Origin of the sequence: Curtobacterium sp. MCSS17_015 (assembly GCF_003234265.2) — a bacterium.
GTDB lineage: Bacteria > Actinomycetota > Actinomycetes > Actinomycetales > Microbacteriaceae > Curtobacterium.
Genome location: NZ_CP126256.1, coordinates 2,071,583 through 2,098,562, shown reverse-complemented (window position 1 = coordinate 2,098,562; position 26,980 = coordinate 2,071,583). Strand labels below are relative to the sequence as shown.

Sequence of the window (26,980 nt, the reverse complement as noted above, 5' to 3'; positions counted from 1 at the left end):
GCCCCACATGCGCACGACCTCGGTTCTCGCCGTCGGCCTCGCCGTCGCAGCCCTGACGAGCGGTCTCCTCGTCCCCGCCGCGTCGGCCGCCCCGACGCCCGACGTCCGGTCACGGACCGCGGCGCAGCTGTACGGCAACGGGCAGTACACCTCGCCGACGAGCGAGCCCGCGAAGGCCGCCGCAGCGCTCCGCACGAGCGACCCCGCCGGCGCCGCCGCGGCGTCGACCATCGCCCGGTACCCGGTGGCGACCTGGCTCGGGGAGTGGACCCAGGGCACCACGCTGACCAAGACCGTCACCGCCGCCACCGAGGGGGCGGCAGCGACCGGCACGACCGCGGTCTTCGTGACGTACGCGATCCCGGACCGGGACTGCGGCGGCTACTCGGCCGGCGGGTTCGACGAGGCGTCCTACGACGCCTGGGTCGACCGGGTCGTGGCGCTCCTGGCGGGCAAGCGCGCCGCGGTCGTCGTCGAACCGGACTCGCTCGCCATGCTCAGCAACAGCGCGTGCACGGGGTCGCTCGACGAGCAGCGCTACCGCATCCTGTCGCGCGAGGTCGCTGCCTTCACGGCCGCCGGTGTGCCCGCGTACCTCGACGCCGGGAACTCGAACTGGGTGCCGCCGGCGACGATGGCCGACCGGCTCACGAAGGCGGGTGTGCAGCAGGCCCGCGGCTTCTCGACCAACGTCGCGAACTACTACCCGGTCGCCCAGGAGCAGGCCTACGCGCAGCGGGTGTCGGCACTGACCGGTGGTGCCCACTACGTGATCGACACGTCGCGGAACGGCACCGGTTGGCGGGGCACCTGGTGCAACGCCCCGGGTGCGGGACTGGGCACGACGCCCCGGGTCGCGACCGACGGGACGGCCCTGGACGCGCTGCTCTGGGTGAAGACGCCCGGCGCGAGCGACGGGACCTGCAACGGCGGACCGAGGGCCGGGTCCTGGTACTCGGCCTACGCGCAGGCCCTGGTCGCCAACGCAGCGCTCGGCGCACCCACCGCGGCGAAGACGGCACCGCCCGCACCGTCCGCTCCGGCCGCCCCACGCGTCAGCCTGGACTCCGCGACGCCGGCCCCGGCGGGCGTCGCCGTCCGCGGCTGGGCCGTGGACGCCGACGAGCCGGCCACGTCCCTGAGCGTCGACGTCACGGTCGACGGCAGGACCACCCGGACGACGCGCGCCGACCGGGACCGACCCGACGTGGCCCGGGCGACGGGCGCGGGCGCCGCCCACGGCTTCGAGGTCGTGGTGCCGGCCGCCGGCGGGTCGCACCGGGTGTGCGCGGTCGCCCGCAACGTCGGACCGGGTGCCGACACGGCCTCGGGCTGCCGGACCGTGACGGTGCCGGTGAGCGCTCCGGTCGGTCGCGTCGACAGCGTGACCTCGAGCACGAGCCGGCGCCTCTCCGTGTCCGGATGGGCCTTCGACCGCGATGCCGTCGGTTCCCCGGTCACCGTGACCGTGCGGGTGGACGGGCGTGCGGTCGTCGGCGTCGCGGCGTCGGCAGCACGGCCCGACGTCGACCGAGCGTACGGAGCCGGCGCCGCCCACGGCTACGCACGGACGCTGGCGGTCGCCTCCGGGAAGCACCGCGTCTGTGTCACCGCGACCGGCCTCGGCCGCGGCGGGGACGCCTCGCTCGGGTGCCGGAGCGTCACCGTGCGCTGACCGCGTCCCCGCCGACGCCCGCCACTAGGCTCGTCAGGGTGACCGACAGCTCCGCACCAGCCCCCCTCGTCTCCGTCATCATGGGTTCCGACTCGGACTGGCCGACCATGCGCGCCGCGGCCGACGTCCTCGACGAGCTCGGCATCCCGTTCGAGGCCGACGTCGTGTCGGCGCACCGCACCCCGGACAAGATGATGCGCTTCGGCCGGACCGCCGCCGAGCGCGGCATCCGGGTCGTGATCGCCGGTGCCGGGGGAGCGGCGCACCTGCCCGGTATGGTCGCCTCGGTCACGACCCTGCCGGTGATCGGCGTCCCGGTGCAGCTCGCACGGCTGGACGGTCTCGACTCGCTCCTGTCGATCGTGCAGATGCCCGCTGGCATCCCCGTGGCGACGATGGCCATCAACGGCGCGGCCAACGCCGGACTCCTCGCGGCGCGCATCATCGGCACGTCGGAGCCCGCGGTCGCGGCACGGCTCGCGGAGTACGCCGCCGGGCTCGAACAGGCCGTCGAGCGGAAGGCGCAGGCGCTCCGCGACGCGCGCTGACCCGGCAGCCGCACCGGCCGCCGTCGAGCAGCCCGGTCAGGAGGCCCGGGTCGCGCCCGTCACGCCGTCCACCGTCACCGAACGGCTCGCCCCGCCCGACGTGACCGTCGCGTTCCACACCGGAGCGGACCCGCTGCCGCCCAGCTGCAACCCGGTGAGCGAACTGCCCGGCACCGCCGCGGTGGCCTTGGCCACGGCAGCGTCGGCGTCGACCCGGAGGGCCGCAGCCCGAGCAGCGGTCGCGCCCTTCGCCGCCGCGTCCGAGTCCTTCGGGAAGGGCCCGGAGGTGACACGGCCGAGCGTCGCGGACACGACCGACTGCGTCAGGGAGCCGTCCGGCCCGGCGACGACCACGGTCCACAGGTCGCCCCCGCCCGTGAGGGAGACGACGGTCCCTCCTCCGGCAGCTGCGACGCCCTGCTGCGTGACGGTGCCGAAGTCGACGGTGTCCGGGGCGGTGACGCCGCTGCCGTTGCCGGTGCCCTGACCGGAGCCGTCGTTGGTGTCGTCGTCGGAGCCCGGTGCCGACGCTTCGTCAGCCGGCGCCGACGGGGCGGCCGACATGGACGGGGCCGGTGCCTGCGACGGTGTGCGCGTCGGCGTGGGGCTGGCAGTCCTGGTCGCCGAGGCGCTCTTCGTGGGGGCCGGGGTGTCGCCGCCGGAGCAGGCGGTCAGGAGCAGGGCCCCGCTGATGCCGACGGTGATCGCGGCGGTCAGGACCGTGGACGGGTGACGACGTGTCATGGGCTGATCCTGGCAGCCGGGCACGGGCCTCCCGGGCAGGGACACGGCGAGAGCCGCGATCGATGCCGAGCCGTGACGCGGCCCACGAGCGCTCGGCGCGTCAGAGGTCGGCGTGCAGTTGCCAGGTCTCGAGGGCCGAGTCGCGCCAGTCGAACATCCTGGCGCGGTCCGGTCCCGCGACCGCCAGTTGCCCCGCGAGGTGCGCGTCGTTGACGACCTGGTACATCGCCTGCGCGAGGCGCTCCGGGTAGCTCTGCCGCGGGTTCCGCGCGACACTCACGCCGGCGTCGGACGCGACTTCACGCACGGCCTCGTCGTCCGAGTGGATGACCGGGACGCCGAAGCTCATCGCCTCGACGACGGGGAGGCCGAAGCCCTCGGCGAGGCTCGGGAACACGAAGACGGTGGCACGGTCGTACGCGACGGCGAGGTCGGCGTCGTCAACCCGCCCGAGCACCTTGACCCGGTCCGGGCTGAGCCCCGCCCGCTCGGCGGTGCCGTGCACGTCCACGTCGCCCCACCCGTCCGGGCCGGCGATGACCAGGGGGACGTCGTCGGGGGCCTCGGGGTGCGCCATGGCCTCGATGAGGGCGCTCAGGCCCTTGCGGGGCTCGAGGGTCCCGACGGCCAGCACGTACCGGTCGGGAAGTCCCAGCCGTTCCGCACGCAGGTCGGCGTCCACCGGGACCCGCAGACGGCCGCTCGGGGCACCGCCGATGACCCGCAACCGGTCGTCGAACCGGTGGATCTCGTTGAGCTGCGCGGCGACCGCGTGGGTCGGGACGACGACGGCGTCGGCGTACCGGTACGCCCGCTTCACCATCGCCTTGTGGAAGTGCACCCCGCGCGGCGTCAGGGTCTCGGGGTGCGTCCACGGCACCGTGTCGTGGACGGTGACGACCGTCTGTCGGCCCGGCTCCTGGACCCGGTCGTGCTTCACCAGCGGCGCGAGGACGCTCGGCGCGTGCACCATGCCGTGCGAGGCGCCACGAGCCAGACCGCCCTGCCACGCGAGCGCGAGTTCCCGACGGGGCAGCGCGAGCCGGTCGAGCCCGGAGAGCCCGGGCAGGAGCGTCCGGAGGTGCTGCAGGTCGGCAGCGGGAGCGGCGGAGACGACCGCCTCGACGTCGCAGCCGTCCGGCGCGGTGGCGACGAGTTGCCGGGTCAGTTCCTCCGCGTAGCGACCGATGCCGCCGGGCACCGGCGCGATCACCTGGTCCACGATCACGCGGAGTGTGGTCATCTGGCAGGGCTCCTCGGTGGTGCGGCCGGGTCACCCCGGGGATCGATGACCAACGCTACCAGTGGCGCTCGGGGGAACCCGTGGGGTCGACCGGACGGTCCCCTGCTCCCGGGCGTCGTCGGCGTCGCTCCCCGAGTACCGCAGCACCGGCGAACAGCAGGTCGACGACGGTGAGGAGCACCCGGGACATCACGGCGACGCTGACCGCGGCCGACGCACCGAGTGGGACACCGGCGGTGAGCAGCGCGGTCAGGACCGCTTCCCGACCACCCAGGCCGGCCGGCAGGAAGAACACCACGAAGCCGACGAGCCACGCGAGGGCGTACGCACCCGTCGTCAGTGTGACCACGCGCAGGTCCATGTGGCCGAGCGGGACGAGGACGAGGACGATGTGCAGGCCGAACACCAGCCAGGCCAGGAGCGCCCAGCCGAACGCACGGAGGACGGCACCGATGCCGATCTCGATCGTCCCGAGGTCGCGGCGGGTCACGCGCGACGCGAGGCGCAGGCCGAACCGGAGCACGGCGGGGTGCAGGGCCGCGAGGACCACCGGCACCAGCAGCACCACGAACCAGTACCGCGAGAAGGCATCGGGCTGCACGAAGGGGATCGTCACGGCAGCGACGGACACCCCTGCGCCGCAGCTGATGAGCAGGGTGAGCATGCCGACTGCGACGCTCCGGGCAGCCGGGACACGGTGTTCTCGGCCGAGGTCGGCCTGCGCCACGATCGGCCAAACGGACCCGGGGATGTACTTGCCGATCTGCGACAGGAAGAACACGCGCTGCGCGGCCCCGAGTGGGATGCGGTGGCCGGCCCCGGACATGAGCGCGCGCCATGACAGGAACGTGACGTAGGTCGCCGCACCCCCGGTGACGAGGGCGGCGACGAGCGTCAGCGGGTCCTGTCGGCCGAACGCGTCGGCGATGTCGCCGGCGCGGGGGACCAGGAAGGCCACGCAGAGCACGAGCGCGAGCACCAGGCCGACGACGCGGACGACGGTCTTCGTCCTCGAGCGGCCGGCGGGCTTCGGGAGGTCGGTCATTCTCACCTAGGGTTGATCGGGTGCGCCAGCACGGGAACAGCGCGAGTGAGCATCGGAAAGGGCGGCCCACGTGCGGATCTTGGCCTTCGGAACATACCAGGCGGCGGACCACCCTCGGGTACGCGTGCTCGCCGACGGGCTCCGCGCCCGCGGTCACGTCGTCGTGGAGGCGAACGTCCCCCTCGGCCTGTCCACACGCGATCGGGTCGCGATGCTCGGTGCGAGGTCAGGGGCCACGAGGATGGCGTGGCGGCTCGCGCGCAGCTGGACGCGGTTGGCCGTCCAGGCCCTCCGGGTGCGTGTCGCGGGTCGGCCCGACGCCCTGCTCGTCGGGTACATGGGCCACTTCGACGTCTGGCTGGCTCGCCTGCTCTTCCCCCGCACGCCCATCGTCCTCGACCACCTGATCTTCGCCGCGACGACCGCACAGGACCGCGGCGTCGGCGGCAGCGGCGCGAAGCAGCGTCTGTTGCAGTTCCTCGACGAGGCGGCTCTCCGGATCGCCGACGTCGTGGTCCTCGACACCGACGAGCACCGCGACCTGGTGCCCGAGCGGCTGCGTTCCAAGGCCGTGGTCGTCCCGGTCGGTGCCACGGCGCAGTGGTACGACGCCGCTGCGGCGCCTGTGGGCGGGGCGGACGGGCCGCTGCGGGTCGTGTTCTACGGTTTGTTCACCCCGCTGCAGGGTGCCGCGACCATCGGCGCGGCGATCGGCGCGCTCGGCCCGGAGGACCCGGTGACGGTGACGATGATCGGGTCCGGCCAGGATCTCGAGGCCGCACGGGACGCGGCTCGGGGCGGTGCTCGGACCGAGTGGATCCCCTGGGTGGACGCAGCCGAGCTGCCTGCGCTGGTGGCCGCGCACGACGTCGGCATCGGCATCGCCGGCACCACGCCGAAGGCGCTCAAGGTGGTCCCCAACAAGGTCTACCAGTGTGCCGCCGCCGGGCTCGCGGTGGTGACGAGCGACACCGCGCCGCAGCGCCGGGCGTTCGGCGACGCCGTCCTCGGCTTCCCGGCGGGGGACGCGGACGCGCTCGCGGCGACCCTTCGCTCGTTGGCCGCCGACCGGGACTTCCTGGCCGGACGGCGGGCGGCGGCAGCGGCCGCCGCGGAGCGTTTCCGACCGGAGGCAGCCGTCGCCCCGCTCGACGAACGGCTGCGAGCGGTCGTCGGCTGAGACGTCCGCGATGACGGGAAGGAGGCACGGTGCCAGCTGGCGCCGTGCCTCCCGCCCGTCAGACGATCGAGTCGAGTGGACCGCTCAGGCGCGGAGCGCGCCGGCCTCGACAGCGGCGTGCAGCGCCTCGCGCCAGTCTCGCATCGGGGCGAGTCCCGCTCGGGACCACGCGTCGTGCCCGAGGACGCTGTAGGCCGGACGCGGGGCCGGCCGGACGAACGAAGCGCTGTCGGTCGGCAGCACCCGCTCGGGGTCGAGACCGTTCTCGGCGAAGATCGCCTTCGTGAAGTCGAACCACGAGCCCTGGCCCGAGTTCGTGCCGTGGTAGGTGCCGGCCGGTGCGTCGGCGTCGACGAGTTCGACGATCCGCGCCGCCAGGTCGCCGGTCCAGGTGGGCTGACCGACCTGGTCGGTGACCACCGCGACGGTGTCGTGCGTCGCGGCGAGCCGCAGCATCGTCGCGGCGAAGTTCGGTCCGTGGGCGCCGTAGATCCACGCCGTACGCACGATGTACGACGAGTCCGGAGCGATCCGACGGACGAACGCCTCGCCCGCTGCCTTCGTCCGCCCGTAGGCGTTCAACGGGTCGGTCGGCGCGTCCTCCGGGTAGGGCGCGGTGCCGTTGCCGTCGAACACGTAGTCCGTCGAGATCGTCACCAGCTTCGCGCCGTGCCGGACCGCCGCCTCGGCGAGGTGCTTCGGCCCGGTGGCGTTCACCGCCGCCGCGTCGTCCTCGTGCGTCTCCGCGTCGTCCACCTTCGTGTAGGCAGCGGAGTTGATCACGACGTCGTGGCCGGCCACGGCGGCGTCGACCGCCTCCGGGTCGGTGATGTCGAGGTCGGCCCGGCCGAGGGCGGTCACGTCACGGCCCTGCAGGGCGAACTGCAGGTCGCGACCGAGCATGCCGGCAGCGCCGGTGATGAGGATGCGGGTCATCGTCGTCGCCGGGCTCAGCTGAGCGCCGCGCGCTCCTTGAGCGGCTCCCACCAGGCGCGGTTGTCGCGGTACCACTGCACGACGTCGGCGAGGCCCTGCTCGAACGGCACCTGCGGCTCGTAGCCGAGCTCGGCCTGGATCTTCGAGATGTCGACCGAGTAGCGGAGGTCGTGCCCGAGACGGTCCTGGACGCGGTCGACGTACGACCAGTCCTTGCCGGTCGCGTCGAGGAGCAGCTGGGTGAGTTCCTTGTTGGTGAGCTCCGTGCCGCCACCGATGTTGTAGATCTCGCCGGCGCGGCCCTTGGTGAGGACCATCGCGATGCCGCGGGTGTGGTCGTCGACGTGCAGCCAGTCGCGGATGTTGTTGCCCTCGCCGTAGAGCGGGACGTGCCGGTCGTCGATGAGGTTCGTGACGAACAGCGGGATGACCTTCTCGGGGAAGTGGTACGGCCCGTAGTTGTTCGAGCAGCGGGTGATCGAGAGGTTCAGCCCGTGTGTGCGGTGGTAGCTGCGGGCGAGCAGGTCACTGCCGGCCTTCGACGCCGAGTACGGCGAGTTCGGCTCGAGCGGACGCTCCTCGTCCCAGGAGCCCTCGCTGATCGACCCGTAGACCTCGTCGGTCGAGACGTGGACGAAGCGCTCGGTGCCGTGGCGGAGCGCTGCGTCGAGCAGGCGCTGGGTGCCGACGACGTTCGTCTCGACGAAGATGCCGGAGTCGCGGACCGAGCGGTCCACGTGCGACTCGGCCGCGAAGTGCACGATGGCGTCGATGCCCGGGATGACCTCGTCGAGCTTCCCGGCGTCGGTGATGTCGCCCTGCACGAACGTGTATCGAGGGGAGTCCGCGACCGGTGCGAGGTTCTCGAGGTTGCCGGAGTAGGTGAGGGCGTCGTACACGACGACGTCGGCACCTTCGAGTCCGGGGTAGGCGTCCTGCAGCGTACGGCGGACGAAGTTCGAGCCGATGAAGCCGGCCCCTCCGGTGACGAGGATCTTCACGCGTTGTTCCTTCAATAATCGGTGAGCGGTCGGCGGTGAGTCTAGCGGGAGCCGTGGTCGGCGTCGTGGTCGGTCTGTTCCGCAGACGATGCGGCCACTGCGGCGGGTGCAGCGCGGGTGTCATCGGTGCCCGTGTCGGTCGCGGCACCGCCGTCGGTGTCGACCGCCGTGCTGTCTGCAGGGGCCGTTCGGCGCAGGGGACCTGGTCGCCCCGCGAGGAGCCATGCCAGGACGAGCGTCGCCAGCCCGACGACGGCGACGGCGGCGGTCAGCGCCACCACCGGAAGGGGGCCGTACGGCACCGAACCGGCGAGCGTCCGGTATCCGGCGGCGGAGATGCGGAAGACGAGTTCTTCGTAGGACCCGGAGTAGAGCAGACCGAGCGCCGCGACCGCGACCAGCGGAGTCACGACGAGCACTGCACGGGCGAGCCGGACCCGCACGACGTCACGCTCGACCAGCACTCTCCAAGCGCAGGCCTGGACGACCAGGAGCGCCGCCAGCGCCGGGAAGAGGAACCGTCCCTGGTTGACCGTGACGCCGAGGTGACTGGCGTACGTGGCCCAGTCCCGGGCGAGGACGACGAGGAGTGCCGTCGCGGGGAAGAGCCCGGCGATCAGCATGGTGCGACGGTCGGCGGTGCGCCGCGTCCCGCCCCAGACCACGGCGGTCAGCGCGATGACGGTGAACGAGTCCACCAGGACGGACGACAGCGGCCACTCGTAGCGACCGAGGAGACCCCAGAACGAGTTCGACATGCCGTTCCAGAAGGCGCCGGCGAACTGGGTGGGAGCGGGTGACTCGTCCGTCGGCCACGCCATGGACACGGCGGGGAAGGGGTCCGGCTGTGGCGTCCCGGTCCGGACGGCCTGGACCACGTACCACCAGCCGGTCATGGCGGCGGGGATGGCGAGGACCACGAGCCCCCGCAGCACGCGGCCCAGGGCTCCGGTCCCGTTCCGCGCGACCAACACGGCGAGGAGCGCGAACGGGACGGCGATCACGCCTCCGGCCATCATCGCGGTGCCGACGGCGAGGGCACCGCCGAGTGCCACGACGGTCCACCATGAACGGTCGCCGGTGAGCACGCGCACCGCGAGCCAGGTCGTCAGCGCTCCCGCGGTGATCACCGGCACCCAGACCGACACCGACGAACCGAGCTGTGCGAGCTGCGGCACGGCCAGGAGGAGCGCAGTCGCGGTCACGGCCGTCCGCGGTGACCGCGTCGCTCGCCGGACACTCGCCCAGACGAGTGCCGGCACGGGGAGCATGACCGCGACGTCGACGAGTCGCATGCCGAGCACGACGATGTCCCAGCGACGGTCGGCGAAGTCGAGCAGGTGCGCGACCACCGCCTGCACCAGGAACCATGTCGGCGGGTGCTGCGACATCGGGTTGACCAGGGTGTCCTCGGAGCCGTCGCCGACGATCGCGGCGAAGTCGGGTCGGTCCACCGCAGCGGGCAGGTGTGCCGGCACGTTCTGCGCGAGCAGGCCCTGCAGGTAGTGGAGGTCCCCGGCTGACGGCCATCCCTGACCCATGGCGAGGTGGATCACGGCGTCGACATTGGCGAGCTCGTCGGGTCCGTGGAGCGACGGGTTCACGTACGCCCAGAGGGCGAGGACGAGTCCGAACACCACGGTGATCCCGACGACGGTGGTGAGCTCACGGCGGCCGACCGGAGGGTGCGAGCTCGTGGTGGGCCTCATGCGGTCGTTCCCTCTCGGCTGTCAGCGGCAGGTCCGTGCGCGACCGGTGGCGCCGTCCGCCGGTCGTGGTCCTGTCCGGCGTCGGGCCGTTCGGTGCTGTCCGGGCCGGACTCCGGGACGTCGGGGCGTTCGTCCCGGGCACCACGGCCAGCTGCGGGCTGCAGCGTGGCCACCATCACCACGGCAGCGGCGAGCACCAGCGCCACGGCGACCCAACCTGCCACGATCAGCGACACCGGCACCGGTGACGACGCAGCGAGCACCTCGAGCCCGCGCGGGGTGACCCGGACCCGGGAGTGCTCGGCGACGCTCCCGTAGGTGAACAGCAGGCCGTAGACCGCCAGCCCGGCCGAGAGCGCGGAGACCACCACGGCGAACCGACGACGTCCCGTCCCGGTGTGGACGGCACGTCGCCAGGCGATGGCGCTCAGGGAGATGAACGCGAGCATCGCGGGGAAGTAGTACCGGCCCTGGGTGGCGCCGATGAACGTGGTGGAGAGGTAGCTGCCCCAGGCGTTCGAGGTCTGCAGTACGAAGATGGTCGCGGGCAGGACCGCGAGCGTGATCGCGACGCGGAGCCCTGGCGCTCGACGGAACCCCCAGACGAGCACGGCACCGAGCCCGAGGACCGTCGCGGTCTCGAAGACCACGGGGGAGAGGATCCACTGCGCACGTCCGCCGAAGCTGCCCCAGAACGTGCGGGCGATGGTCGACCACGACACGTCGGCGAACGCCGCGGGGTCCGGACCGGTCCCGGTCGGGAAGGGCTTCGGCGGACGGAGCGCCGTGAAGCCGTTCGGCTGCAGCGTGTGGAACACGAGGATGTTGCGCACCCACCACCACGCACCGGCGACGGCAGCGACGGCGAGGACCCAGAGCGCCCGGATCACGCGCGGCGCGACCCCGGGGCGACGCACCGGTCCGACGAGCAACGCGACCGCGACGAAGGGGATCAGGGGGAGTGCGGTGCCCTTCCAGAGGATCGCGACACCGAGGGACAGTGCGAGCGCGACCGCCGTGCGCACCCGGTCGTCGCCCGTGACGACACGGACCGCGAGCCACACCGTGGTCGCCGCGAAGAGCACGACGGGAGCGTCGTTCGACGCCGATGCGCCGATGGAGGCGAGCTCCGGGACGGCGAGGACGGCGAACCCGCCGACCAGCGCTGCACGGGGCGACCGGGTCACGCGTCGCACCGTGGCCCAGGCGAGCGCCGGCAGCGGCATCACGATGAGCGCGCCGAGGAGCCGGACCGCGAGCAGTGCGACGTCGGGCCGGAGGGACTCGAAGTCCACCAGGTGGAGCACAGCTGCCGCCACGGCGTAGTAGGTCGGTGGGTGCTGCGTCATCTGGTCGACGGTGTCGGACGGAGCCGCCCCGGTCGACCGCAGGAGCTCGCCCATGGTCGGGGCGCTGTCCCGGTCGGGAGCGCTCGCCGCGCGGTCGACCGCCTCCAGCACGCGGAGGTCGCCGGGATCCGGCCAACCGTCCCCGATCGCCACGTGGACGGCGGCGTCGAAGTGTGCTCGTTCGTCCGGAGCCTGGAACGCCGGCACGAGGGCGGCCCACAGCACGAGCAGCACGCCGAACGACGCCGTCACCGCGGCGACGACGACCCGTTCGTGGCGACGTACCGGAGGTGCGGCGTCAGTCACCGTAGCGCGCGAGCTTCTGCAGGTCGAGCTGCTCCTCCGCCAACGTCCGGTTGAGGCGGGTGAGGTCGGCGACGACGCCGATCGTGATCGAGAGGACCGCGGTGATGATCAGCACCAGTCCGAGGAGGAGCGACTGCAGGTGGTTGCCGCCCGAGTCGGTGTAGAGCAACACCAGGTAGCGGACGAAGGGGATCAGCCCGCAGATGGCGAGCACGGCACTGACCGACGCGAACAGTGCCATCGGCCGGTACATGAGGTAGACGCGGGCGATCGCGGAACCGGACTCGAACATGTGCTGCCAGATGTTGCTGAACAGCCGGGACTCGCGGGTCTTGGCGTTCGTCGTGATCGGCACGCTCGCGATGGCGATCCGCTTGTACCCGGCCTGCACGATCGTCTCCATGCAGTAGCTGAACCGCGTGACGATGTTGAGACGGATGAGCGAGTACTTGGAGTACGCGCGGAAGCCGCTCGCCGCGTCCGGCAGGTCCAGGCCGGCGGCACGGCTGGCGACCCAGGAGCCGAAGCGCTGCATGAGCTTCTTGAACCCGGAGAAGTGTTCGATGGTGCGCGTCTGCCGGTCGCCGATCACGATCTCGGCGCGGTTCTCGAGGATGGGCTGGACGAGATCTGCGATCTGCGCCTGCGGGTACTGGTTGTCGCCGTCTGTGTTGACGACGATGTCCGCGCCGTGCAGGAGCGCGTAGTCGACACCGTCGCGGAACGACCGGGCGAGGCCCATGTTCTGCGCGTGGCGCACGAAGTGCGTGACGCCGTGGGCCTTCGCGACCTCCACGGTGCGGTCTGTGGAACCGTCGTCGATGACGAGGATCTCGATCTCGTCGATGCCGGGGATGGACCGCGGGATCGTCTCGAGGACTGCGGGGAGCGTCTGCTCCTCGTTGAGGCACGGGATCTGGATGAAGAGCTTCACTGCGTTCGGGCGTCTCGATCTGGTCGTTGGGCGCGCGTGCACGAGGTGATGACGCGCGGGAGCGTTTCGGGCCGCGTTCACCATACGTGATCTCGTCGACTCGCCACCGGAACGACGGGCGCAACGGTGAGCGTGAGTCGGTTCTTTCGGTGCTGTGGGAGGATCGATCACCGTGCGCCGCCCGATCCCGTCCCTCCACACCGGCATCGTCATCGCGGCCGCCCTCTTCGCCGTCTTCGGTTCCGTCGCGATCGGCTTCAGCTCGCCGCCGTTCAACTCCGGGGACGAGGCCGCGCACTTCGACTACGCGGTGTCCCTCTGGCACGGGTACCTGCCTGTGTTCGAGGACGGGCTCACGATCGACCCTCCGTTCGGTGTCCTGCCGCCGGCGCAGTGGGTCTCACAGCACCCGCCGCTCTTCTACGCGCTCCTCGCACCGGTCGTCGGACCGATCTGGGACGGCGGCGAGCTCTACCACGCGGTCCTGGCGGGACGCGTGGTGAACGCACTCCTCGCCGGGCTCACCGTGGTCGCTGTCGCGTGGGCCCCGCGGCGCGTCCTGCCGACCCGGCCCCTCGCCGCCTGCCTCGCCGCCGTCATCACGTCGTTGACGCCGATGTTCCTGCTGGTCGGCGGTGCCGTCTACAACGACCTGCCGAACGTCGGGTTCGGGGCGCTCGCGATCGGTGTCGCCGCCACGGCGCTCCGACGTGGCCTGTCGACAGGCCTGGTGGTGGCAGCTGCCGTGGTCACTGCCGGGGGCATGCTCAGTCGACTCTCCTTCGCCGTGTTCGTCGTCGCCGTGCTCGTCGCCTTCGTCTGTGCCCGCGGTGCCGGCTGGTGGAACACCCTGGGCGGCAAGGTCGTCGCCGTCGTGATCGCCGCCGCCGCTCCGGTCGGCGCCGCCGGTTGGTTCTTCCTCCGCAACCAGCGGCTCACCGGCAACATCGCCGGCAGTCAGCCGGAGTGGGCCGCCGAGCACCTGCAGCGCCGGCAGCACGGGTTCGTCGAGACGGTGACCGACCCCGAGTTCTGGACCGGCGTCTTCTCGGTCTTCCGCGGGCACTTCACGATCGACGTCCTGTGGCCGTGGGCGTTGCTCGTCGCGCCGCTCCTGCTCGCGGTCGTGGTGGCGGTGGTCCCGGCGCTCCGCCGCAACGGTCGTTCCCCTGCGGCGACCGGCGCGATGGCAGCCCACGCCGCGCCGACCGGCACCGGGCGGCACCGGCGACGTGCGGTGCAGGCCACCGGTCGTGTCGCCGACGTGCTCGTCGCCCTCATGCTCGTCGCGGTCTTCGTGCTCATCGTCTACCTGCAGGTGCGGTTCACCATGCAGGGCGGAGCAGCCCAGGCGCGGTACGGACTGCCGCTCGTCCCGGTCCTCGCCGTCGTGATGGCGATCGGCTTCGCCGGGGCCGGCCGACGCCTGGCACCCGTGCTGGTCACCGTGTGGGTCGCAGCAGCCGGGTACGACTGGTTCGACATCGTGGACCTCACGACGCCCGCGTTCCACGAGCCGGTGACGCTCGTCGTGAGCCGGGTGGCCGTCGTCCTCGCGGTCGTGGCGCTCGTCGCGGTGGTCACGATGGTCTGGGCCGTGTCGCTCCGACGACCGGCATCCGCCACGCAGCCGACCACCGCCGACGAGGCAGCGATCCCCGCGTGACAGGATGACGGGGTGACGTCGATGCGCTCCCGGGTCGCCCGGTTCCTCAGCAGCCAGCGCCGACCAGACGACCGGCCGGTCAGCGATCCGACCACGGACGCTCCCCTCGTCGGCTTCGTCGTGCACGGCGCCGGCGGTGTCCACCCCGCCTCCGCGCACATCCGGGTGACCGGGCGGATGTCGGCACTCGCCGTGTCCGGGGCGGCCCGCGTCGCCCAGGTCGACCCGGTCCGGTGGGCCGACGGCTCGGACACGGCACAGATCGACGTGCTGCTCGTGCAGCGGGACGCCTTCCCGCTCGCGTCGCTCGACGCGGCACTCGAACGCGCCCGTCGCGAGGGCACCCGGATCGTGGCCGAGGTCGACGACGACTTCTTCAGCCAGGAGGCCCGTGCCCGGCTCGCGCGCGCCGAGTACGACCCCGACCGGCTCGCCGCCGTGGAGCGTGTGGTCCGCGCCGCCGACGCGGTGGTGACCTCCACCGAGCCGCTGCGCGCGGTGCTCGCCGCGGTCGGCGTCGACGCGGTCGTCGTCCCGAACGCGGTGCAGCCGGGCATGTGGGGCGACGGCCCGAGCCGCCCCGACCCGGCAGGCCCGCGCCGGGTCCTCTACATGGGGTCCGCGACGCACGGCGACGACCTCGCGCTGCTCCGGCCGGTGTTCGACGGACTGGTCGACGACGCGGGGCGCCCGGTCCGGCTCGAGGTCGTCGGCGTGACGGCCGGCGACGCGACCTGGTTCGACCGCCTGGCACTGCCGGAGGGGGCGACGCACTACCCCGACTTCGTGACGTTCCTCCGGGCGCACGCGGACCGGTGGTCCGCAGGGGTCGCGCCGCTCACCGGGGACCGGTTCAACGACGCCAAGAGCGACCTGAAGTTCCTGGAGTACGCGATGCTCGGGCTGCCCTTCGTCGGGTCGGACCGTCCGTCGTACGCGGGGGTCGACGCGCACGGCGGGCTGCTGGCGTCGGACGACCCGGCGTCATGGCGGGATTCCCTGCTGACGGCGTTCCGGGAGACCGACGAGCGGGTCGCCCGTGCCCAGGCGTACGTGCGGGCCGAGCGGGTCGTCACCGACGAGCGCGACTGGCGGGCGGCCCTCGGGCTCTGAACCCGGGCCTCTTGCTAGGCTGCCCCGGTGCAGATCCGCGAACTGAAGATCCAAGGCGCCTGGGAGTTCACCCCGGTCCAGCACGGTGACGCTCGGGGGGCCTTCCTCGAGGCGTACCGAGCCGACGTGCTCGAGGAGACCGTCGGACACCCGCTCGACCTCCGCCAGGTGAACATGTCGATCTCGTCGCGCGGCGTCGCGCGCGGGATCCACTACGCCCTCGTACCGCCGAGCCAGGCGAAGTACGTCACCGCCGTCCGTGGTGCCTTCATCGACTACATCATCGACATCCGCGTCGGTTCGCCGACGTTCGGTCAGTGGGACTCCGTGCGCATCGACGACGTCGACCGCCGCGCCGTGTACCTGTCCGAGGGCCTCGGCCACGCGATCGTCGCCCTCGAGGACGCCTCGACGGTGAACTACCTCGTGAGCGCCCACTACGACCCGCAGCGCGAGAAGGGGATCAGCATCCTCGACCCGACCGTGGGCCTCGAGCTCCCCGACGGCATCGGCGAGCCGGTCCTCTCCGAGAAGGACACCAGCGCACCGACCCTCGAGCAGGCTGCCGAGCAGGGGCTGCTGCCGACGTACGAGGAGTGCCTCGCCTACACCGAGTCCCTCCGCACCACGAACGAGTAAGGACGCATCGCCATGAAGGGCATCATCCTGGCCGGCGGTTCCGGCACCCGCCTCTGGCCGATCACCAAGGGCATCAGCAAGCAGCTCATGCCGATCTACGACAAGCCGATGGTCTACTACCCGCTGTCGACGCTCATGATGGCCGGCATCCGCGAGGTCCTCGTCATCACGACGCCGGAGTACAACGACCAGTTCCGGGCACTCCTCGGGGACGGCTCGGCACTCGGCATGACGATCGAGTACGCCGTGCAGCCGTCGCCGGACGGCCTCGCGCAGGCGTTCGTCATCGGCGAGGAGTTCATCGGCGACGACAGCGTCGCCCTCGTGCTCGGCGACAACATCTTCCACGGCACCGGACTCGGCACGAGCCTCACGAAGAACACGGCCGTGCAGGGCGCCACGATCTTCGCCTACCACGTCGCCGACCCGAAGGCCTACGGCGTCGTCGAGTTCGACGACGACTTCACCGCGGTCTCGATCGAGGAGAAGCCCGCCGAGCCGAAGTCGAACTACGCCGTGCCCGGGCTCTACTTCTACGACAACGACGTGGTCGAGATCGCGAAGACGATCGAGCCGAGCGCGCGTGGCGAACTCGAGATCTCCACCGTCAACGAGCGCTACCTCGAGGCCGGCACGCTCGGTGTCGAGGTGCTCGACCGCGGTACCGCCTGGCTCGACACCGGCACGTTCGAGTCGATGATGCAGGCCTCCGAGTACGTCAAGGTCATCGAGGACCGTCAGGGTCACAAGATCGGCTGCATCGAGGAGATCGCCTGGCGCAACGGGTGGATCGACGACGCCGCTCTCGCCGCGCTCGCGGCACCGCTCGCGAAGAGCGGGTACGGCGTCTACCTGCAGAACCTGCTGCGCGGCTGACGGTGGCCCGGTCCGGGTGGCGCCGGCTCCTCGGTCCGACCGGAGGTGCCGACGCGGCCGCGTCGACGCCGACGGCGCTCGAACCGGTCGAGCCGCGCCTCCCGGTCGACACGTCGCTCGTGACGGAGCCGCCGCGGCCGAGCACCGACGGGTTCGACGTCCTGGTCACGGTGGCCGAGTCGGCGTACCGCGCGGGCGAACACCGCGCCGTGGTGCGGTCGGCACGCGAGGCCGGCGCGGTGGGCGTCGTGGTCAGCGTGTACGACCTGCACGCCGGCCCGACGAGCACCTACCCGCCGGTGTCGGCTGGTGAGGACCACGCCGTCGCGCGGGCGACGGTCGCCGCGACGTGGGGTGGCGCGGTCGCGGCCGCGCGTCCGCTGCTGCGGAGCGCCGTCACGGTGGTGCAGGACGCCTCGGTCACGATGCCCGGAACGGCACACGGCCGACTCGTGGCGGCGCTCGACGGGGAGGCCCGCCAGGCCCGGGTCGCCCTGGCCGTCGTCCGCACCGGTGACGACGTGGTCGCCAGTGCCGGCGCCGCACTCGTCCAGCGCACCGCACCGGTCGCGTCCCTGCTGCGCGGGCACCCGGTCGAGGACGCCGACCTGCTGGACGGCGCCGTGGTGTTCGCGGGGGACGAGCCCTGCTTCGCCGTGCGCACCGCGGACCTCGCGGTCCCGGTCCGGACCGTCGACACCCGCACGGCGGTCGCACGACTGACCCGGGACAGCGCGGACGCCGGCGGCGGGACCTGCGTGGTCGTGGCGCTCGGACGCGTGTACCGCACCGGTGCGTTCCGCGAGCGGCGCTACGACACCGACGCGGCCGAAGCGCTCACCCGGTGGCGGACCCGGACGGACGACGACGCCGTGCACGCGCTCGCGCGGGCCGGGCTCGTACCGGGGGAGCCGAGCGCCGAGCCCGCCGGGGCACCGGTCGCCCTCCGGGAGCCCGTGCTGCGGGTCGAGCGCGGTCCGGAGCGGCTCGCCCTGCGCGACCGCGGGGAGCGGCTGCGCTGGTCGGTCCGGATCGCCGCGCACCCCGGTCCGCGCGGAGACGACTGGGGCGACACCTTCTTCGCACACGACCTCGCCGCCGCACTGCGGTCACTCGGGCAGGAGGTCGTGGTCGACCACCGCGAGTCCCACGTCCGCCCGCTGTCCGAACACCTGGACGACGTCACCCTGACGCTCCGCGGGCTCGACGACACCCCCGTGCACCCGTCGGCGACGAACGTGCTCTGGGTGATCTCGCACCCCGACCTCGTGACGGGCGCCGAGCTGGCGCGGTACGACCTGCGGTTCGCGGCCGGGCCGGTCTGGGCCTCCCGGGTGTCCGCGGAGACCGGACTCCACGTCGAGCCGCTCCTGCAGGCCACGGACCCCGCGCGGTTCCACCCCGGCCCCGTCGACCCCCGGTACGCCGGGCTGGACACGGCGTTCGTCGGGAAGACCCGGGCGGTCTTCCGGCCGGTCGTGCGGGACGCCGTCGCGGCCGGTCTCGACCTGGCGGTGTGGGGCGAGGGCTGGGAGGGGCTGCTGCCGGACGGCGTCCACCGGGGCGTCTTCGTGCCGAACGACGAACTGCCCGCGCTGTACCGCAGCGCCCGCGTGGTGCTGAACGACCACTGGGACGACATGGCCCGTGACGGCTTCGTGTCCAACCGGCTGTTCGACGCCGCGGCGACGGGTGCCCTCGTGGTCACCGATCCGGTGCCGGGGGTCGAGGAGCTGTTCCACGGGGCGGTGCGCACGTACGCGTCGGTCGCGGACCTCCGCGCACTCGTCCGACAGGGCGAGACCGCGTCGGCGGCCGATCGCGTCGACCGCGGAAGGCGTGTCGGTGCCGAACACGCCTTCGTCCGGCGGGCCGAGGTGTTGCTCGACGCGGTCCGGCAGCGCCGCTCGGTCGGCTAGCGCTTCCGGAGACGCCGGACGGCCTCGGTCGCGCGGTCCGTGATCCGCACGACCCGGCGGGCGTGCATCGCGGCGAGCTCCGCATCGCGCACGGCGAGCTCGCGGAGGGCGGCCTCGGCACGGTCCCGTTCGAACTGCACGGTCGCGCGCAGCGTGTCCGCGGTCGCCTCGCCCGCCCGGACGGCGTCCTCCAGGGACGCGATCCGCTGGTCGCGGTCGACGATCGCGTGGCCCAGGGCCTGCAGACGCCGGAGCTCGTCCTCGGTCACGACCGGGTCGCCAGCGCCGTCGAGCGTGGTCGACCCCGCCCGTCGGAGCGCGTCGGCGATGCCGTCGTCACGGGTGAAGGGTCCGGCGGCCGCGTCCTCGTCGGTGACGAAGCGCAGGGCGAAGGTCGCCTGCAGGACACCCTCGCGCAGACGGTGGAGGTCGCGCATCCCGTGGTGGCGCGGGCTCGGCGTCAGGTCGGGGTTCGCCTCGTAGGCACGCCCGCTGACGTCGACGCGGTGTTCGTACTGCGCCCAGGAGCGCCACGGCAGGTGCAGGACCTCGAGCTCGAGACCGGACGGCACCGGGGCACGGTTCGCGACGCTGACCTGGTGGTTGCCCTGCACGACGACGACCTCGGGGTCGCCGACGTGCACCGCGTTCGTGCTCGGCGGGCCGAGGAGCCCGATCGCCTCGAGCTCCGCGACGGATCGCTCGTCGCGCCAGTGCAGCCGCTCGATCCCGCTGCCGGACTCGGCGAGCATGCCCGTGAGGTTGACGACCGGCACGGTGAACGCGCCGATCGCGGGGTCGAGGCGTTCGAAGACCTGCCGGACGGTCAGCGAACGGTCGACGGGGAGGACGAACTCGTCGGCGTCGGCGTTGACGACCCAGTCGGCGGAGTGGATGCTCGCGGCGTCCCGGGCCATGCCGGTCACGACGGTGCCCTGTTGCTTCCGGTGCACCGGGTCGGAGCGGAGGTCGACCGTGACGTCGGGACGCTCGGCGAAGGCGGCGAGGAGTTCGGCCGTGCCGTCGACCGAGCCGTTGTCGGTGATGACGAAGACGTCGAACCCCTGGGCCAGGTGGTGGTCGAGCCATGCGGGGATGACGTCCGCTTCGTCGCGGACCATCAGGGTGACGGCGAGGATCATGCGCGGTGCTTCCGGGTCGGGGGAGAGGAGCGTGGTCGGATCGGGCGACGATACCGTGTCAGCGGGTGTGCGTCGCGTGGGCGCGCACGGCGAGGGCCGTCTTGAGCACCACCCGGAGCGGCCACAGCCACCAGGCCGGGTACTTCCGCGCCAGGAAGCGGTACGCACTCTCATGGTGGGCACGACGCATGCGCTCGGACGCGCCCTGGGTGGCGGTGCCGCCGATGTGGGTCGCCGTGGCGTCGGGCTCGTAGACGTTCCGGAGGCCGAGACGGCCGATGCGCCAACCGAGGTCGACGTCCTCGAAGTACATGAAGTAGCCCTCGTCGAAGCCCCCGAGGCGGTCGAAGACGTCACGACGGACGAGGACGCACGCCCCGGACAGCCAGCCGGCGTCCCGTCGCCCACCGTGCTCGCCGTCCTGACGGTAGCGCCGGGTCCAGGGGTTGCCGGGCCAGACGTTGGCGAATGCCGCGTGCCCGAGCCCGGTGCGGAGCGAGGGGACGAGTCGGGCCGACGGGTAGACGGCGCCGTCCGGCTCGAGCAGCCGAGGACCGACAGCACCGATCGAGGGATCCGCGTCGGCCGTCGTGACGAGCCGGTCGAGGGCTCCCGGTCCGAGGACGACGTCCGGGTTCGACACGAGGACCCATCGGACGTCGGGTGGGAGCGTGGCCACTGCGCGGTTCACCGCCGCCCCGTACCCGCGGTTCTCGCCGAGCGCCAGGAAGCGGGCGCCCGCGGCCTCGGTCACGGCACGGAGCGCGTCGACGTCGGCGGAGTCGTTGTCGACCACCACCACCTCGACGCCGGCGGCGCTCGCCTGCGCGGTGGAGGTCAGGAACGGCGGCAGGACGTCGCCCGAGTTGTAGGAGACGGTGACGATCGCCGCACGGGCCGAGGCGCCACCCCGGGTGTCGCGGGCGCTCACCGGTACACCCCGAGGTGCGCCTCGGCACACGCGGTCCAGCTGAAGCCCTCGGCCTGCTCCCGAGCCCGGGCGACGCGTGCGGCACGAGTTGCGGGCTCGTCCGCCAGCAGCCGTCCCAACGCGACCCGGATCGGCTCGGCGTCCGGTTCGGTGTAGGTCACCGCGTCGCCGCCGACCTCGGGGATCGCCAGCCGGTCGGTGGTCAGGACGTCCGCGCCGGACGCCATCGCCTCGAGCACGGGGAGCCCGAAGCCCTCCGCGATGCTCGGGTACGCCACGACGCGGGCGCCGCCGAGGAACGCCCGGAGCTCGTCGACCGGCAGGTAGCCGAGGTGGCGCAGCGGTGCACCGGCGTGGTCGCCCGCGGCCGTGAGCTCGCGCACCGCCGTCTCGTCCCAGCCGAGGCCGCCGGCCACCAGCAGGGGCGGGACCACCGCGCCTCCGGCGACGAGCGCACGGTGCGCCGCGATGAGCTCCGGGACACGCTTGCGGGGCTCGACCGTGCCGAGGAACGCGATCCAGTCGTCACCGTCGGCGAGCTCGTGAGCGGTGCGGAACGCGGCCAGGTCGGCCTCCGAGGGCGGGTGGAACAGCGAGCGGTCGACGCCGAGGTGCGCCACCACCGTCGCGCGCCGCGGTCGCCCGGCGAACCGGTCGAGCTCGCGGACCGTCGCGGCGCTCGGTGCGACGGTGGCGCGCGCCAGACGTCGCGCGAGTCGGGTCCAGACGCGGAAGAAGCGCACCTTGAGCGGGGAGTGCGCGGCCGGGTCGCTGAAGAACGTCGCGTCGTGCAGGGTGACCACCGTCCGGGAGGCACAGAGCACCGGGAACGTGTAGTGCGGGCTGTGCAGGACCTCGGCGCCGACGCGTCGGGTCAGGGTGGCGAGACCGGTCTGTTCCCACGCCAGTCGCAGCGGGCGGGACGCAGTCCAGCCGGGCGCCGCGTGGTACCGGTGCGCCGGGGCGATCCCGCGCAGCCAGTCGACGTCGCCCGGCTTCGCCACGACGTCGACGCGCACGTCGAGGTCCGCCAGTCCGGCGAGGAGCCCGGAGATGTACCGCGCCACGCCGCCTCGGTTCGGCGGGACCGACGTGGCGTCGACCAGCACCGGGAGTGCCCCCAACGTCAGCCCTTGACCTGGCGCTCGGTGGTCTTCGTCCAGGCGATGCCGGACTGCGTGTCCTCGTCGACCACCACGAACCGGGCAGCCTCACGCTCGATGACGATGTGCTCGCCGTTCGGCTTCGCCAGGAACACGTGCACGAAGTACTGGCCGCCGCCGAGACGGAGGTCGGACAGGTGCCACTCGACGGTCGCCGAACCGCGGAGCGGGTCGTGCCGGGTCTGGAGCTGCCGGCTGTCCACGCCGAACGCCGGGTGCCCGAGGTGGTTCTCGATCTTGATGCCCGCTCGCCACTCCGGCAGGACATCGGTGTGCGAGAAGGTCGCACGGACGACGAGGTCGTCGCCGTGGTGGTGCTCCTCGCCCGGCGCCCGACCGGGGATCTCGAGCTCGACGTGCTCGACCTTGCCCGGGTTCGCGTCCTCCTCCGGGTGCGCGGCCTCGGCCTCGGCGACACGGCGACCCTCGAGGATCTCGCGGAAGTTCTTCACCGCGAGCCGGGCGGAGCCCTGGAACTTGACCTCACCGTGGTGCAGTACGACGGCGGAGTCGCAGAGCTCCTGCACCTGACCGAGGGAGTGCGACACCAGGATGATCGTGCGGCCCTGCTCCTGGAACTCGCGGATCTTGTCGAGGCACTTCTTCTGGAACTGCTCGTCGCCGACGGCGAGGACCTCGTCGACGAGCAGCACGTCGGGGTCGGTGTTGATCGCGACCGCGAAGGCCAGTCGCACGTACATGCCGGATGAGTAGAACTTCACCTGCGTGTCGATGAAGTCCCCGATGCCGGAGAACTGCAGGATGTCGTCGAAGCGCGCCTCGGTCTCCTCCTGCGTCTGGCCGAGGATCGCCGCGTTCAGGTAGACGTTCTCGCGGCCGGTGAGGTCCGGGTGGAAACCGGCACCGAGCTCGATGAGCGCGGCGAGCCGCCCGCGACGCTCGACGGAGCCGGTGGTGGGCTCGAGGATGCCACCGATGGTCTTCAGCAGGGTCGACTTGCCGGACCCGTTCGGCCCGAGCAGACCGATGGTCGTGCCGGCCGGGATGTCCAGGCTGATGTCCTTGAGCGCCCAGAAGTCCTCGCTGTGGCGTCGTCCGGCGCGGCCCAGGGTGACGACACGCTCCTTGAGCGAATTGTCCTTCCGGATGGTGAACCGCTTGGAGACGTTCTTGACCGTCACGACCGCGGGCGCGTCGGTGAAGGGGGAGCGGGTCTCCTGGGTGGTGTCGTTGTCGATGCTCATCAGGTCAGATCTCCTGGGCGAAGTTGCCCTGCAGCTTGGCGAACACACGCTGGCACACGAGGAGCGCGACCAGGCCGACGACGCCCGCGACGACCAGGCGGAGGAGCAGGTGCGACGGGTACTCGGAGTCGGCGCCCGCGGTCCAGAACGCCCGGTGGATGCCGAGGACGGCCAGCGTGATCGGGTTGGACGTGTAGATCGTGAGGAGCCACTCCGGCGCGCGGGTGGCGACCATCTGCCAGCTGTAGACGATCGGTGACGCCCACATGAGCAGGAGCACGAGCACCTCGACGAGGTACTGCATGTCGCGCAGGTAGACGTTGAGCGCGGCGAGCAGCAGTGCCAGTGCGGTCGCCCAGATCAGGACGACCAGGACCGACGGCACGAAGTAGAACAGGTCGAGGCGGACCCAGGCGAACCCGCTCTGCAGGATCGCCGCGGCGAGGAGCACGACGAGTTGGACGCCGAAGTTGAACAGCGCCGCCCCGACGCTGGCCAGGGGGTAGATCTCCCGGGGCAGGTAGATCTTCTTGATGAGGCCACCGTTCGACACGATGGACGCCGTGCCCGCGGCGACGATCTCACTGAAGAGCCCATACAGCGTCAGGCCGGAGAACACGTAGATCGCGAACTCCGGGATGTTGCGGGAGGCTCCGAGGATCTCGCCGAGGACGAAGTAGTAGATCGCCAGCTGCACGAGCGGGCGGATCAGCGTCCATGCGAAGCCGAGTGCGCTGTCCTTGTACCGCGACTTGAGGTCGCGACGGATCAGCAGGTCGAGCAGTTGCCGGTGCGCGAAGATCTCGCGGAGCGATCCGATGACCGCGGTGGCCGGTCGTCCGGCCGGGATCATCCGTTCCTGCCGGAGTCGCTCGAACCGCTCGGTGACGATGTTGCTCAAAGGGGTTCCTCACATTCGACGCGGGCGACGGACAACTGTACATCGGCGACCGGGGACGGCCGCCGGACGTCAGCGTCCGTTCTTGCTCTCCCGCATGATGCGAACGCGGTTCTGCACCTTGTCGCGGAGCCCCGAGACGCCGTTCTCGCGGAGGTACCAGGTGGCGAGACGGACGTCGCGGGTGATGCCGTGGCGGCTGTTCGCGATCTGGTGGAACTGGAGTTCGCGCTGGCGCGCCGGGCTGAGCTGCACGCGGGGACGGCTCGCCGCCGCGAGCGACCCGGCCGGGACGGCGGCCTCGTGCGCGCGGTCGGCCGCGACGGACGGGTCCTTGCAGAACTCGACGAGGGGCGCGAGCGCCTTCTCCCAGGTGAAGCCCTCGCGGACGCGGCTGACCGCGTCACGGGCGGACTGCGCCGCCTCGGGGTCGTAGAGCATCGACTCGAGCGCCGCGGCGAGGCCGTCGACGTCGCGCTCCTTGACCGCCACACCCATGCCCTCGGCCGCGACGAGGTCACCGAAGCTGTCGCCGTCGGTGGTGACGATCGGCAGGTTCGCCCACATGTAGTCGAGGATGCGGGTACGGAACGAGAACGTCGTCTCGATGTGCGCGAAGTGCGTGCTGACGCCCGCGTCCGCCTCGAGCAGGTAGTTCTGCCGGTCGTCGAGCGCGACCCACTGCTCGTTGAAGAACACGTGCTTGCCGGTGAGTCCGAGCTGGTCGCTGATCCGGCGCGTCTCCGACACGATCGCCATCTCCGGCACGTCCGGGTTCGGGTGCGCGACGCCGAGGAAGAACAACCGGATGTCGTCGTGCGTCTCGGCGACCTTGGCGATCGCGCGGACGAGGGACGGGGTGTCGAACCAGTTGTAGATGCCGCCGCCCCAGATGACGACCTTGTCGTCCTCGCCGATGCCGGGCGTGACGCCGCGGATCGCCTTGCGCTCGTGCTCCGGCGGCGTGGAGTCCATGCCGAACGGTGCGATCGCGATGAGCTTGTTCAGGTTGTCGTCGGCGAGGTAGTTGTCCGGGTTGACCCGACCGACCGCGGCGAGCTGGCCGAGCCAGAACAGCCGCTGCCGCTCCGAGGCGCACAGGAAGAAGTCGCCGCGTTCGAGCTGGCGGTTGATGACCTCGGTCGTCGAGGTCACCTGGTTGCGCCAGCCGACGTCGCCGTTGTCACGTGCCTGCTCGAGCTGCTCGAGGTGCATCGGGTCGTAGAGGTCGACGACCATGATCTTGTTCGACTGCTGCAGCGTCTGGAAGTGGTGCAGCGCGTAGCCCTGGAAGAAGATGACGTCGGCCCACTCCTCGTGCTCCCGCATGGCGCGCTCGTGCTGGAGCGGGACGCGGGACACCTCGAAGCGGTCGGTCTTGCGGTTCGCGACGTTCCAGGTCACCAGGCGCACGTCGTTGTGCTCGCTGAGCGCCTCGGCGATCTTCCACGCGCGCATGCCCGGCCCGGCCATCTTTGCGCCGAGGGCGTCCCCGGTGATGACGAGCACACGGGTGCGGTGCATCGGCTGCTCGACGTCGAACGCCTCGATGATCGCCTGGTAGCCCTCGAGGAAGTACCCGTCCTCGAACAGCGGCTTGAAGGCGTCGCCGAAGAGCCGGAAGACCTCCTTGTCGGTCTTGACGCGCTGGCCCTGGATCCGGCGGCGCTCCTCCGACAGTCGGGGGAGGTCCGACACGAACTGGTCGAGGGCGTACAGGCCGGCGACGGCCTCCTTCGACATCGGGGTGGTGGGGTCGAACTCGTCCGGGGCCCCGGTGAAGCGACGGATGTCGAACTCCTCCGAGTCGCGACCGCTCTTCGCCACGGCGCGCCGGGCGAGCAGTGCGAGGGCCGCGGGCAGGAAGGTGCCGAGGTTCTCGTCCGACAGGTTCTTGTAGAGCAGGTGCAGGGCGTTCCGCTCGAGCAGGTACATCTCGCGGTGGTCGCCGAACGACTTCATCGACCCGTGGTGCTTGTGGTAGACGACGGACCGCGGGGCGAACCGGACGCGGTAGCCGAGCAGGTTGAGGCGCCAGCCGAGGTCCACGTCGTCGTAGAACATGAACAGGCCCTCGTCGAAGCCGCCGACCTCGAGGAAGACCTCGCGACGGACGAAGAGCGCCGAGCCGGTGCCGAACAGCAGGTCCTGCGGCTCGTCGAAACGACCGTCGTCGAGTTCGGCGATGTGGTTCTTGTAGCCCATCCCGAACCAGCTGAGGCCGGACTCGACGAAATCGATGGTCTTGCCCTCCCAGTCGAGGACCTTGCTCGCGACGGCGGCCACGCGGGGGCTCGGCGCGAAGCCTGCGATGCCCTCCTTGACCCAGTTCACGTCGGGCTTGGCGTCGTTGTTGAGGAAGGCGACGACCTCGCCGCTCGCCTCACGCGCGCCGAGGTTGCTGCCACCGGTGAACCCGAGGTTCTCCGCCGACACGATGATCTTGACGTTCTGCTGCTCCCCGAGCGCTGCGCGGAGGCGCTGTTCGCTGTCGTCGCCGGAGCCGTTCTCGACGACGACGATCTCGAGGCGGTCCGCCGGCCAGTCGACCTCGCTCAGGCGGGCGATGCACTCGAGCGTGTCGTCCGTCCCCCGGAAGTTGATGACGACGACGGAAACGCGGGGCGCGGAGGTGGACACGGAACGGACTCCATACGTCGGCTGGCGGTGGTGCCCACGGGAGCGGGCATGGTGCCTGCGGAAGGCGGGTACGACTATACCGACGCGGTCCTCGGATCCGGGCGACCTGGGAGACTGA

General features: G+C 71.9%; 22 protein-coding genes. 8 read left to right on the top strand and 14 right to left on the bottom strand.

Translation table 11 applies throughout. The annotated features are described in order from the left end of the window. Nucleotides 1-7 precede the first annotated feature (7 nt). Nucleotides 8-1,675 (top strand): glycoside hydrolase family 6 protein, encoded by a 1,668-nt coding sequence (locus DEJ18_RS09760; protein WP_181434235.1) that lies wholly within the window; start codon nt 8-10, stop codon nt 1,673-1,675. A 38-nt stretch (nt 1,676-1,713) separates the two neighbouring features. Continuing rightward, a complete protein-coding gene (gene purE / locus DEJ18_RS09755; protein WP_258371054.1) occupies nt 1,714-2,223 on the top strand; it encodes a 5-(carboxyamino)imidazole ribonucleotide mutase in 510 nt (169 codons plus the stop codon). Between the two features lie 36 nt (nt 2,224-2,259). Here purE and DEJ18_RS09750 read toward each other — a convergent pair whose 3' ends face one another. The 3 genes from DEJ18_RS09750 to DEJ18_RS09740 all read right to left on the bottom strand — a co-directional run bounded on the left by DEJ18_RS09750 (nt 2,260) and on the right by DEJ18_RS09740 (nt 5,255). After that, the gene (locus tag DEJ18_RS09750) at nt 2,260-2,967 is read right to left on the bottom strand and encodes a hypothetical protein (RefSeq protein ID WP_146241600.1); all 708 of its coding nucleotides are present in this window, start codon (nt 2,965-2,967) and stop codon (nt 2,260-2,262) included. A 100-nt stretch (nt 2,968-3,067) separates the two neighbouring features. Beyond that, entirely contained in the window at nt 3,068-4,210 is a 1,143-nt protein-coding gene (locus tag DEJ18_RS09745) for a glycosyltransferase family 4 protein (RefSeq protein WP_111080517.1), read from the bottom strand. Between the two features lie 55 nt (nt 4,211-4,265). Next, nucleotides 4,266-5,255, bottom strand: a complete 990-nt coding sequence (locus DEJ18_RS09740; RefSeq protein WP_111210990.1) for a lysylphosphatidylglycerol synthase transmembrane domain-containing protein — start codon at nt 5,253-5,255, stop codon at nt 4,266-4,268. A gap of 124 nt (nt 5,256-5,379) precedes the next feature. On the opposite strand from DEJ18_RS09740, the gene DEJ18_RS09735 reads away from it, so the two are divergent. Next, nucleotides 5,380-6,435, top strand: coding sequence for a glycosyltransferase (locus DEJ18_RS09735; protein WP_220034338.1), 1,056 nt, complete (start codon nt 5,380-5,382; stop codon nt 6,433-6,435). 84 nt (nt 6,436-6,519) lie between these two features. On the opposite strand, the gene rfbD is transcribed toward DEJ18_RS09735, so the two are convergent. The 5 genes from rfbD to DEJ18_RS09710 are packed head-to-tail and all read right to left on the bottom strand — an operon-like array spanning nt 6,520 to nt 12,670. Next, entirely contained in the window at nt 6,520-7,371 is an 852-nt protein-coding gene (gene rfbD / locus DEJ18_RS09730) for a dTDP-4-dehydrorhamnose reductase (protein ID WP_111210991.1), read from the bottom strand. A 14-nt stretch (nt 7,372-7,385) separates the two neighbouring features. Further along, the gene (rfbB, locus tag DEJ18_RS09725; protein ID WP_111210992.1) at nt 7,386-8,372 is read right to left on the bottom strand and encodes a dTDP-glucose 4,6-dehydratase; all 987 of its coding nucleotides are present in this window, start codon (nt 8,370-8,372) and stop codon (nt 7,386-7,388) included. A 41-nt stretch (nt 8,373-8,413) separates the two neighbouring features. Then, complete coding sequence (locus tag DEJ18_RS09720; RefSeq protein WP_111210993.1) at nt 8,414-10,081, bottom strand: glycosyltransferase family protein; 1,668 nt, start codon at nt 10,079-10,081, stop codon at nt 8,414-8,416. Next, a complete protein-coding gene (locus tag DEJ18_RS09715; protein WP_111210994.1) occupies nt 10,078-11,736 on the bottom strand; it encodes a glycosyltransferase family 39 protein in 1,659 nt (552 codons plus the stop codon). Before DEJ18_RS09715 ends, DEJ18_RS09720 begins: the two co-directional genes overlap by 4 nt. Next, nucleotides 11,729-12,670, bottom strand: coding sequence for a glycosyltransferase family 2 protein (locus tag DEJ18_RS09710; protein WP_111210995.1), 942 nt, complete (start codon nt 12,668-12,670; stop codon nt 11,729-11,731). Before DEJ18_RS09710 ends, DEJ18_RS09715 begins: the two co-directional genes overlap by 8 nt. Nucleotides 12,671-12,842: 172 nt before the next feature. On the opposite strand from DEJ18_RS09710, the gene DEJ18_RS09705 reads away from it, so the two are divergent. The 5 genes from DEJ18_RS09705 to DEJ18_RS09685 are packed head-to-tail and all read left to right on the top strand — an operon-like array spanning nt 12,843 to nt 18,883. Beyond that, the gene (locus DEJ18_RS09705; protein ID WP_181434236.1) at nt 12,843-14,336 is read left to right on the top strand and encodes a glycosyltransferase family 39 protein; all 1,494 of its coding nucleotides are present in this window, start codon (nt 12,843-12,845) and stop codon (nt 14,334-14,336) included. Nucleotides 14,337-14,348: 12 nt separating this feature from the next. Then, nucleotides 14,349-15,449 (top strand): glycosyltransferase family protein, encoded by a 1,101-nt coding sequence (locus DEJ18_RS09700; protein WP_111210997.1) that lies wholly within the window; start codon nt 14,349-14,351, stop codon nt 15,447-15,449. Between the two features lie 27 nt (nt 15,450-15,476). Beyond that, entirely contained in the window at nt 15,477-16,088 is a 612-nt protein-coding gene (locus DEJ18_RS09695) for a dTDP-4-dehydrorhamnose 3,5-epimerase family protein (protein WP_111210998.1), read from the top strand. Between the two features lie 12 nt (nt 16,089-16,100). After that, on the top strand, nt 16,101-16,964 hold the full coding sequence (gene rfbA / locus DEJ18_RS09690) for a glucose-1-phosphate thymidylyltransferase RfbA (RefSeq protein WP_111080505.1): 864 nt from the start codon (nt 16,101-16,103) through the stop codon (nt 16,962-16,964). 2 nt (nt 16,965-16,966) lie between these two features. Then, nucleotides 16,967-18,883 carry a glycosyltransferase family protein gene (locus tag DEJ18_RS09685; protein WP_111210999.1) on the top strand — a complete coding sequence of 639 codons (1,917 nt, stop codon included), beginning with the start codon at nt 16,967-16,969 and terminating at the stop codon, nt 18,881-18,883. Here DEJ18_RS09685 and DEJ18_RS09680 read toward each other — a convergent pair. From DEJ18_RS09680 to DEJ18_RS09655, 6 genes are all read right to left on the bottom strand, one after another. Further along, nucleotides 18,880-20,025, bottom strand: coding sequence for a glycosyltransferase family 2 protein (locus DEJ18_RS09680; RefSeq protein WP_181434237.1), 1,146 nt, complete (start codon nt 20,023-20,025; stop codon nt 18,880-18,882). The genes DEJ18_RS09685 and DEJ18_RS09680 overlap by 4 nt on opposite strands. A 58-nt stretch (nt 20,026-20,083) precedes the next feature. After that, nucleotides 20,084-20,956, bottom strand: a complete 873-nt coding sequence (locus DEJ18_RS09675; protein WP_181434238.1) for a glycosyltransferase family 2 protein — start codon at nt 20,954-20,956, stop codon at nt 20,084-20,086. Further along, nucleotides 20,953-22,023, bottom strand: a complete 1,071-nt coding sequence (locus DEJ18_RS09670; RefSeq protein ID WP_258376965.1) for a glycosyltransferase family 4 protein — start codon at nt 22,021-22,023, stop codon at nt 20,953-20,955. The genes DEJ18_RS09675 and DEJ18_RS09670 overlap by 4 nt, the downstream gene beginning before the upstream one ends. 59 nt (nt 22,024-22,082) lie before the next feature. Continuing rightward, on the bottom strand, nt 22,083-23,324 hold the full coding sequence (locus tag DEJ18_RS09665; protein ID WP_111211001.1) for an ABC transporter ATP-binding protein: 1,242 nt from the start codon (nt 23,322-23,324) through the stop codon (nt 22,083-22,085). Between the two features lie 4 nt (nt 23,325-23,328). Further along, nucleotides 23,329-24,225, bottom strand: coding sequence for an ABC transporter permease (locus tag DEJ18_RS09660; protein WP_258376966.1), 897 nt, complete (start codon nt 24,223-24,225; stop codon nt 23,329-23,331). 69 nt (nt 24,226-24,294) lie between these two features. Then, on the bottom strand, nt 24,295-26,862 hold the full coding sequence (locus DEJ18_RS09655; RefSeq protein WP_111211002.1) for a glycosyltransferase: 2,568 nt from the start codon (nt 26,860-26,862) through the stop codon (nt 24,295-24,297). Nucleotides 26,863-26,980: the final 118 nt, after the last annotated feature.

Bases quoted from the DNA above. Each gene is read 5' to 3' on its own strand.
- DEJ18_RS09745 (WP_111080517.1), bottom strand. From the start codon at position 4,210: ATGACCACACTCCGCGTGATCGTGGACCAGGTGATCGCGCCGGTGCCC.
- rfbA (WP_111080505.1), top strand. From the start codon at position 16,101: ATGAAGGGCATCATCCTGGCCGGCGGTTCCGGCACCCGCCTCTGGCCG.
- DEJ18_RS09680 (WP_181434237.1), bottom strand. From the start codon at position 20,025: ATGATCCTCGCCGTCACCCTGATGGTCCGCGACGAAGCGGACGTCATC.
- DEJ18_RS09720 (WP_111210993.1), bottom strand. From the start codon at position 10,081: ATGAGGCCCACCACGAGCTCGCACCCTCCGGTCGGCCGCCGTGAGCTC.
- rfbD (WP_111210991.1), bottom strand. From the start codon at position 7,371: ATGACCCGCATCCTCATCACCGGCGCTGCCGGCATGCTCGGTCGCGAC.
- DEJ18_RS09665 (WP_111211001.1), bottom strand. From the start codon at position 23,324: ATGAGCATCGACAACGACACCACCCAGGAGACCCGCTCCCCCTTCACC.
- DEJ18_RS09750 (WP_146241600.1), bottom strand. From the start codon at position 2,967: ATGACACGTCGTCACCCGTCCACGGTCCTGACCGCCGCGATCACCGTC.
- DEJ18_RS09740 (WP_111210990.1), bottom strand. From the start codon at position 5,255: ATGACCGACCTCCCGAAGCCCGCCGGCCGCTCGAGGACGAAGACCGTC.
- DEJ18_RS09760 (WP_181434235.1), top strand. From the start codon at position 8: ATGCGCACGACCTCGGTTCTCGCCGTCGGCCTCGCCGTCGCAGCCCTG.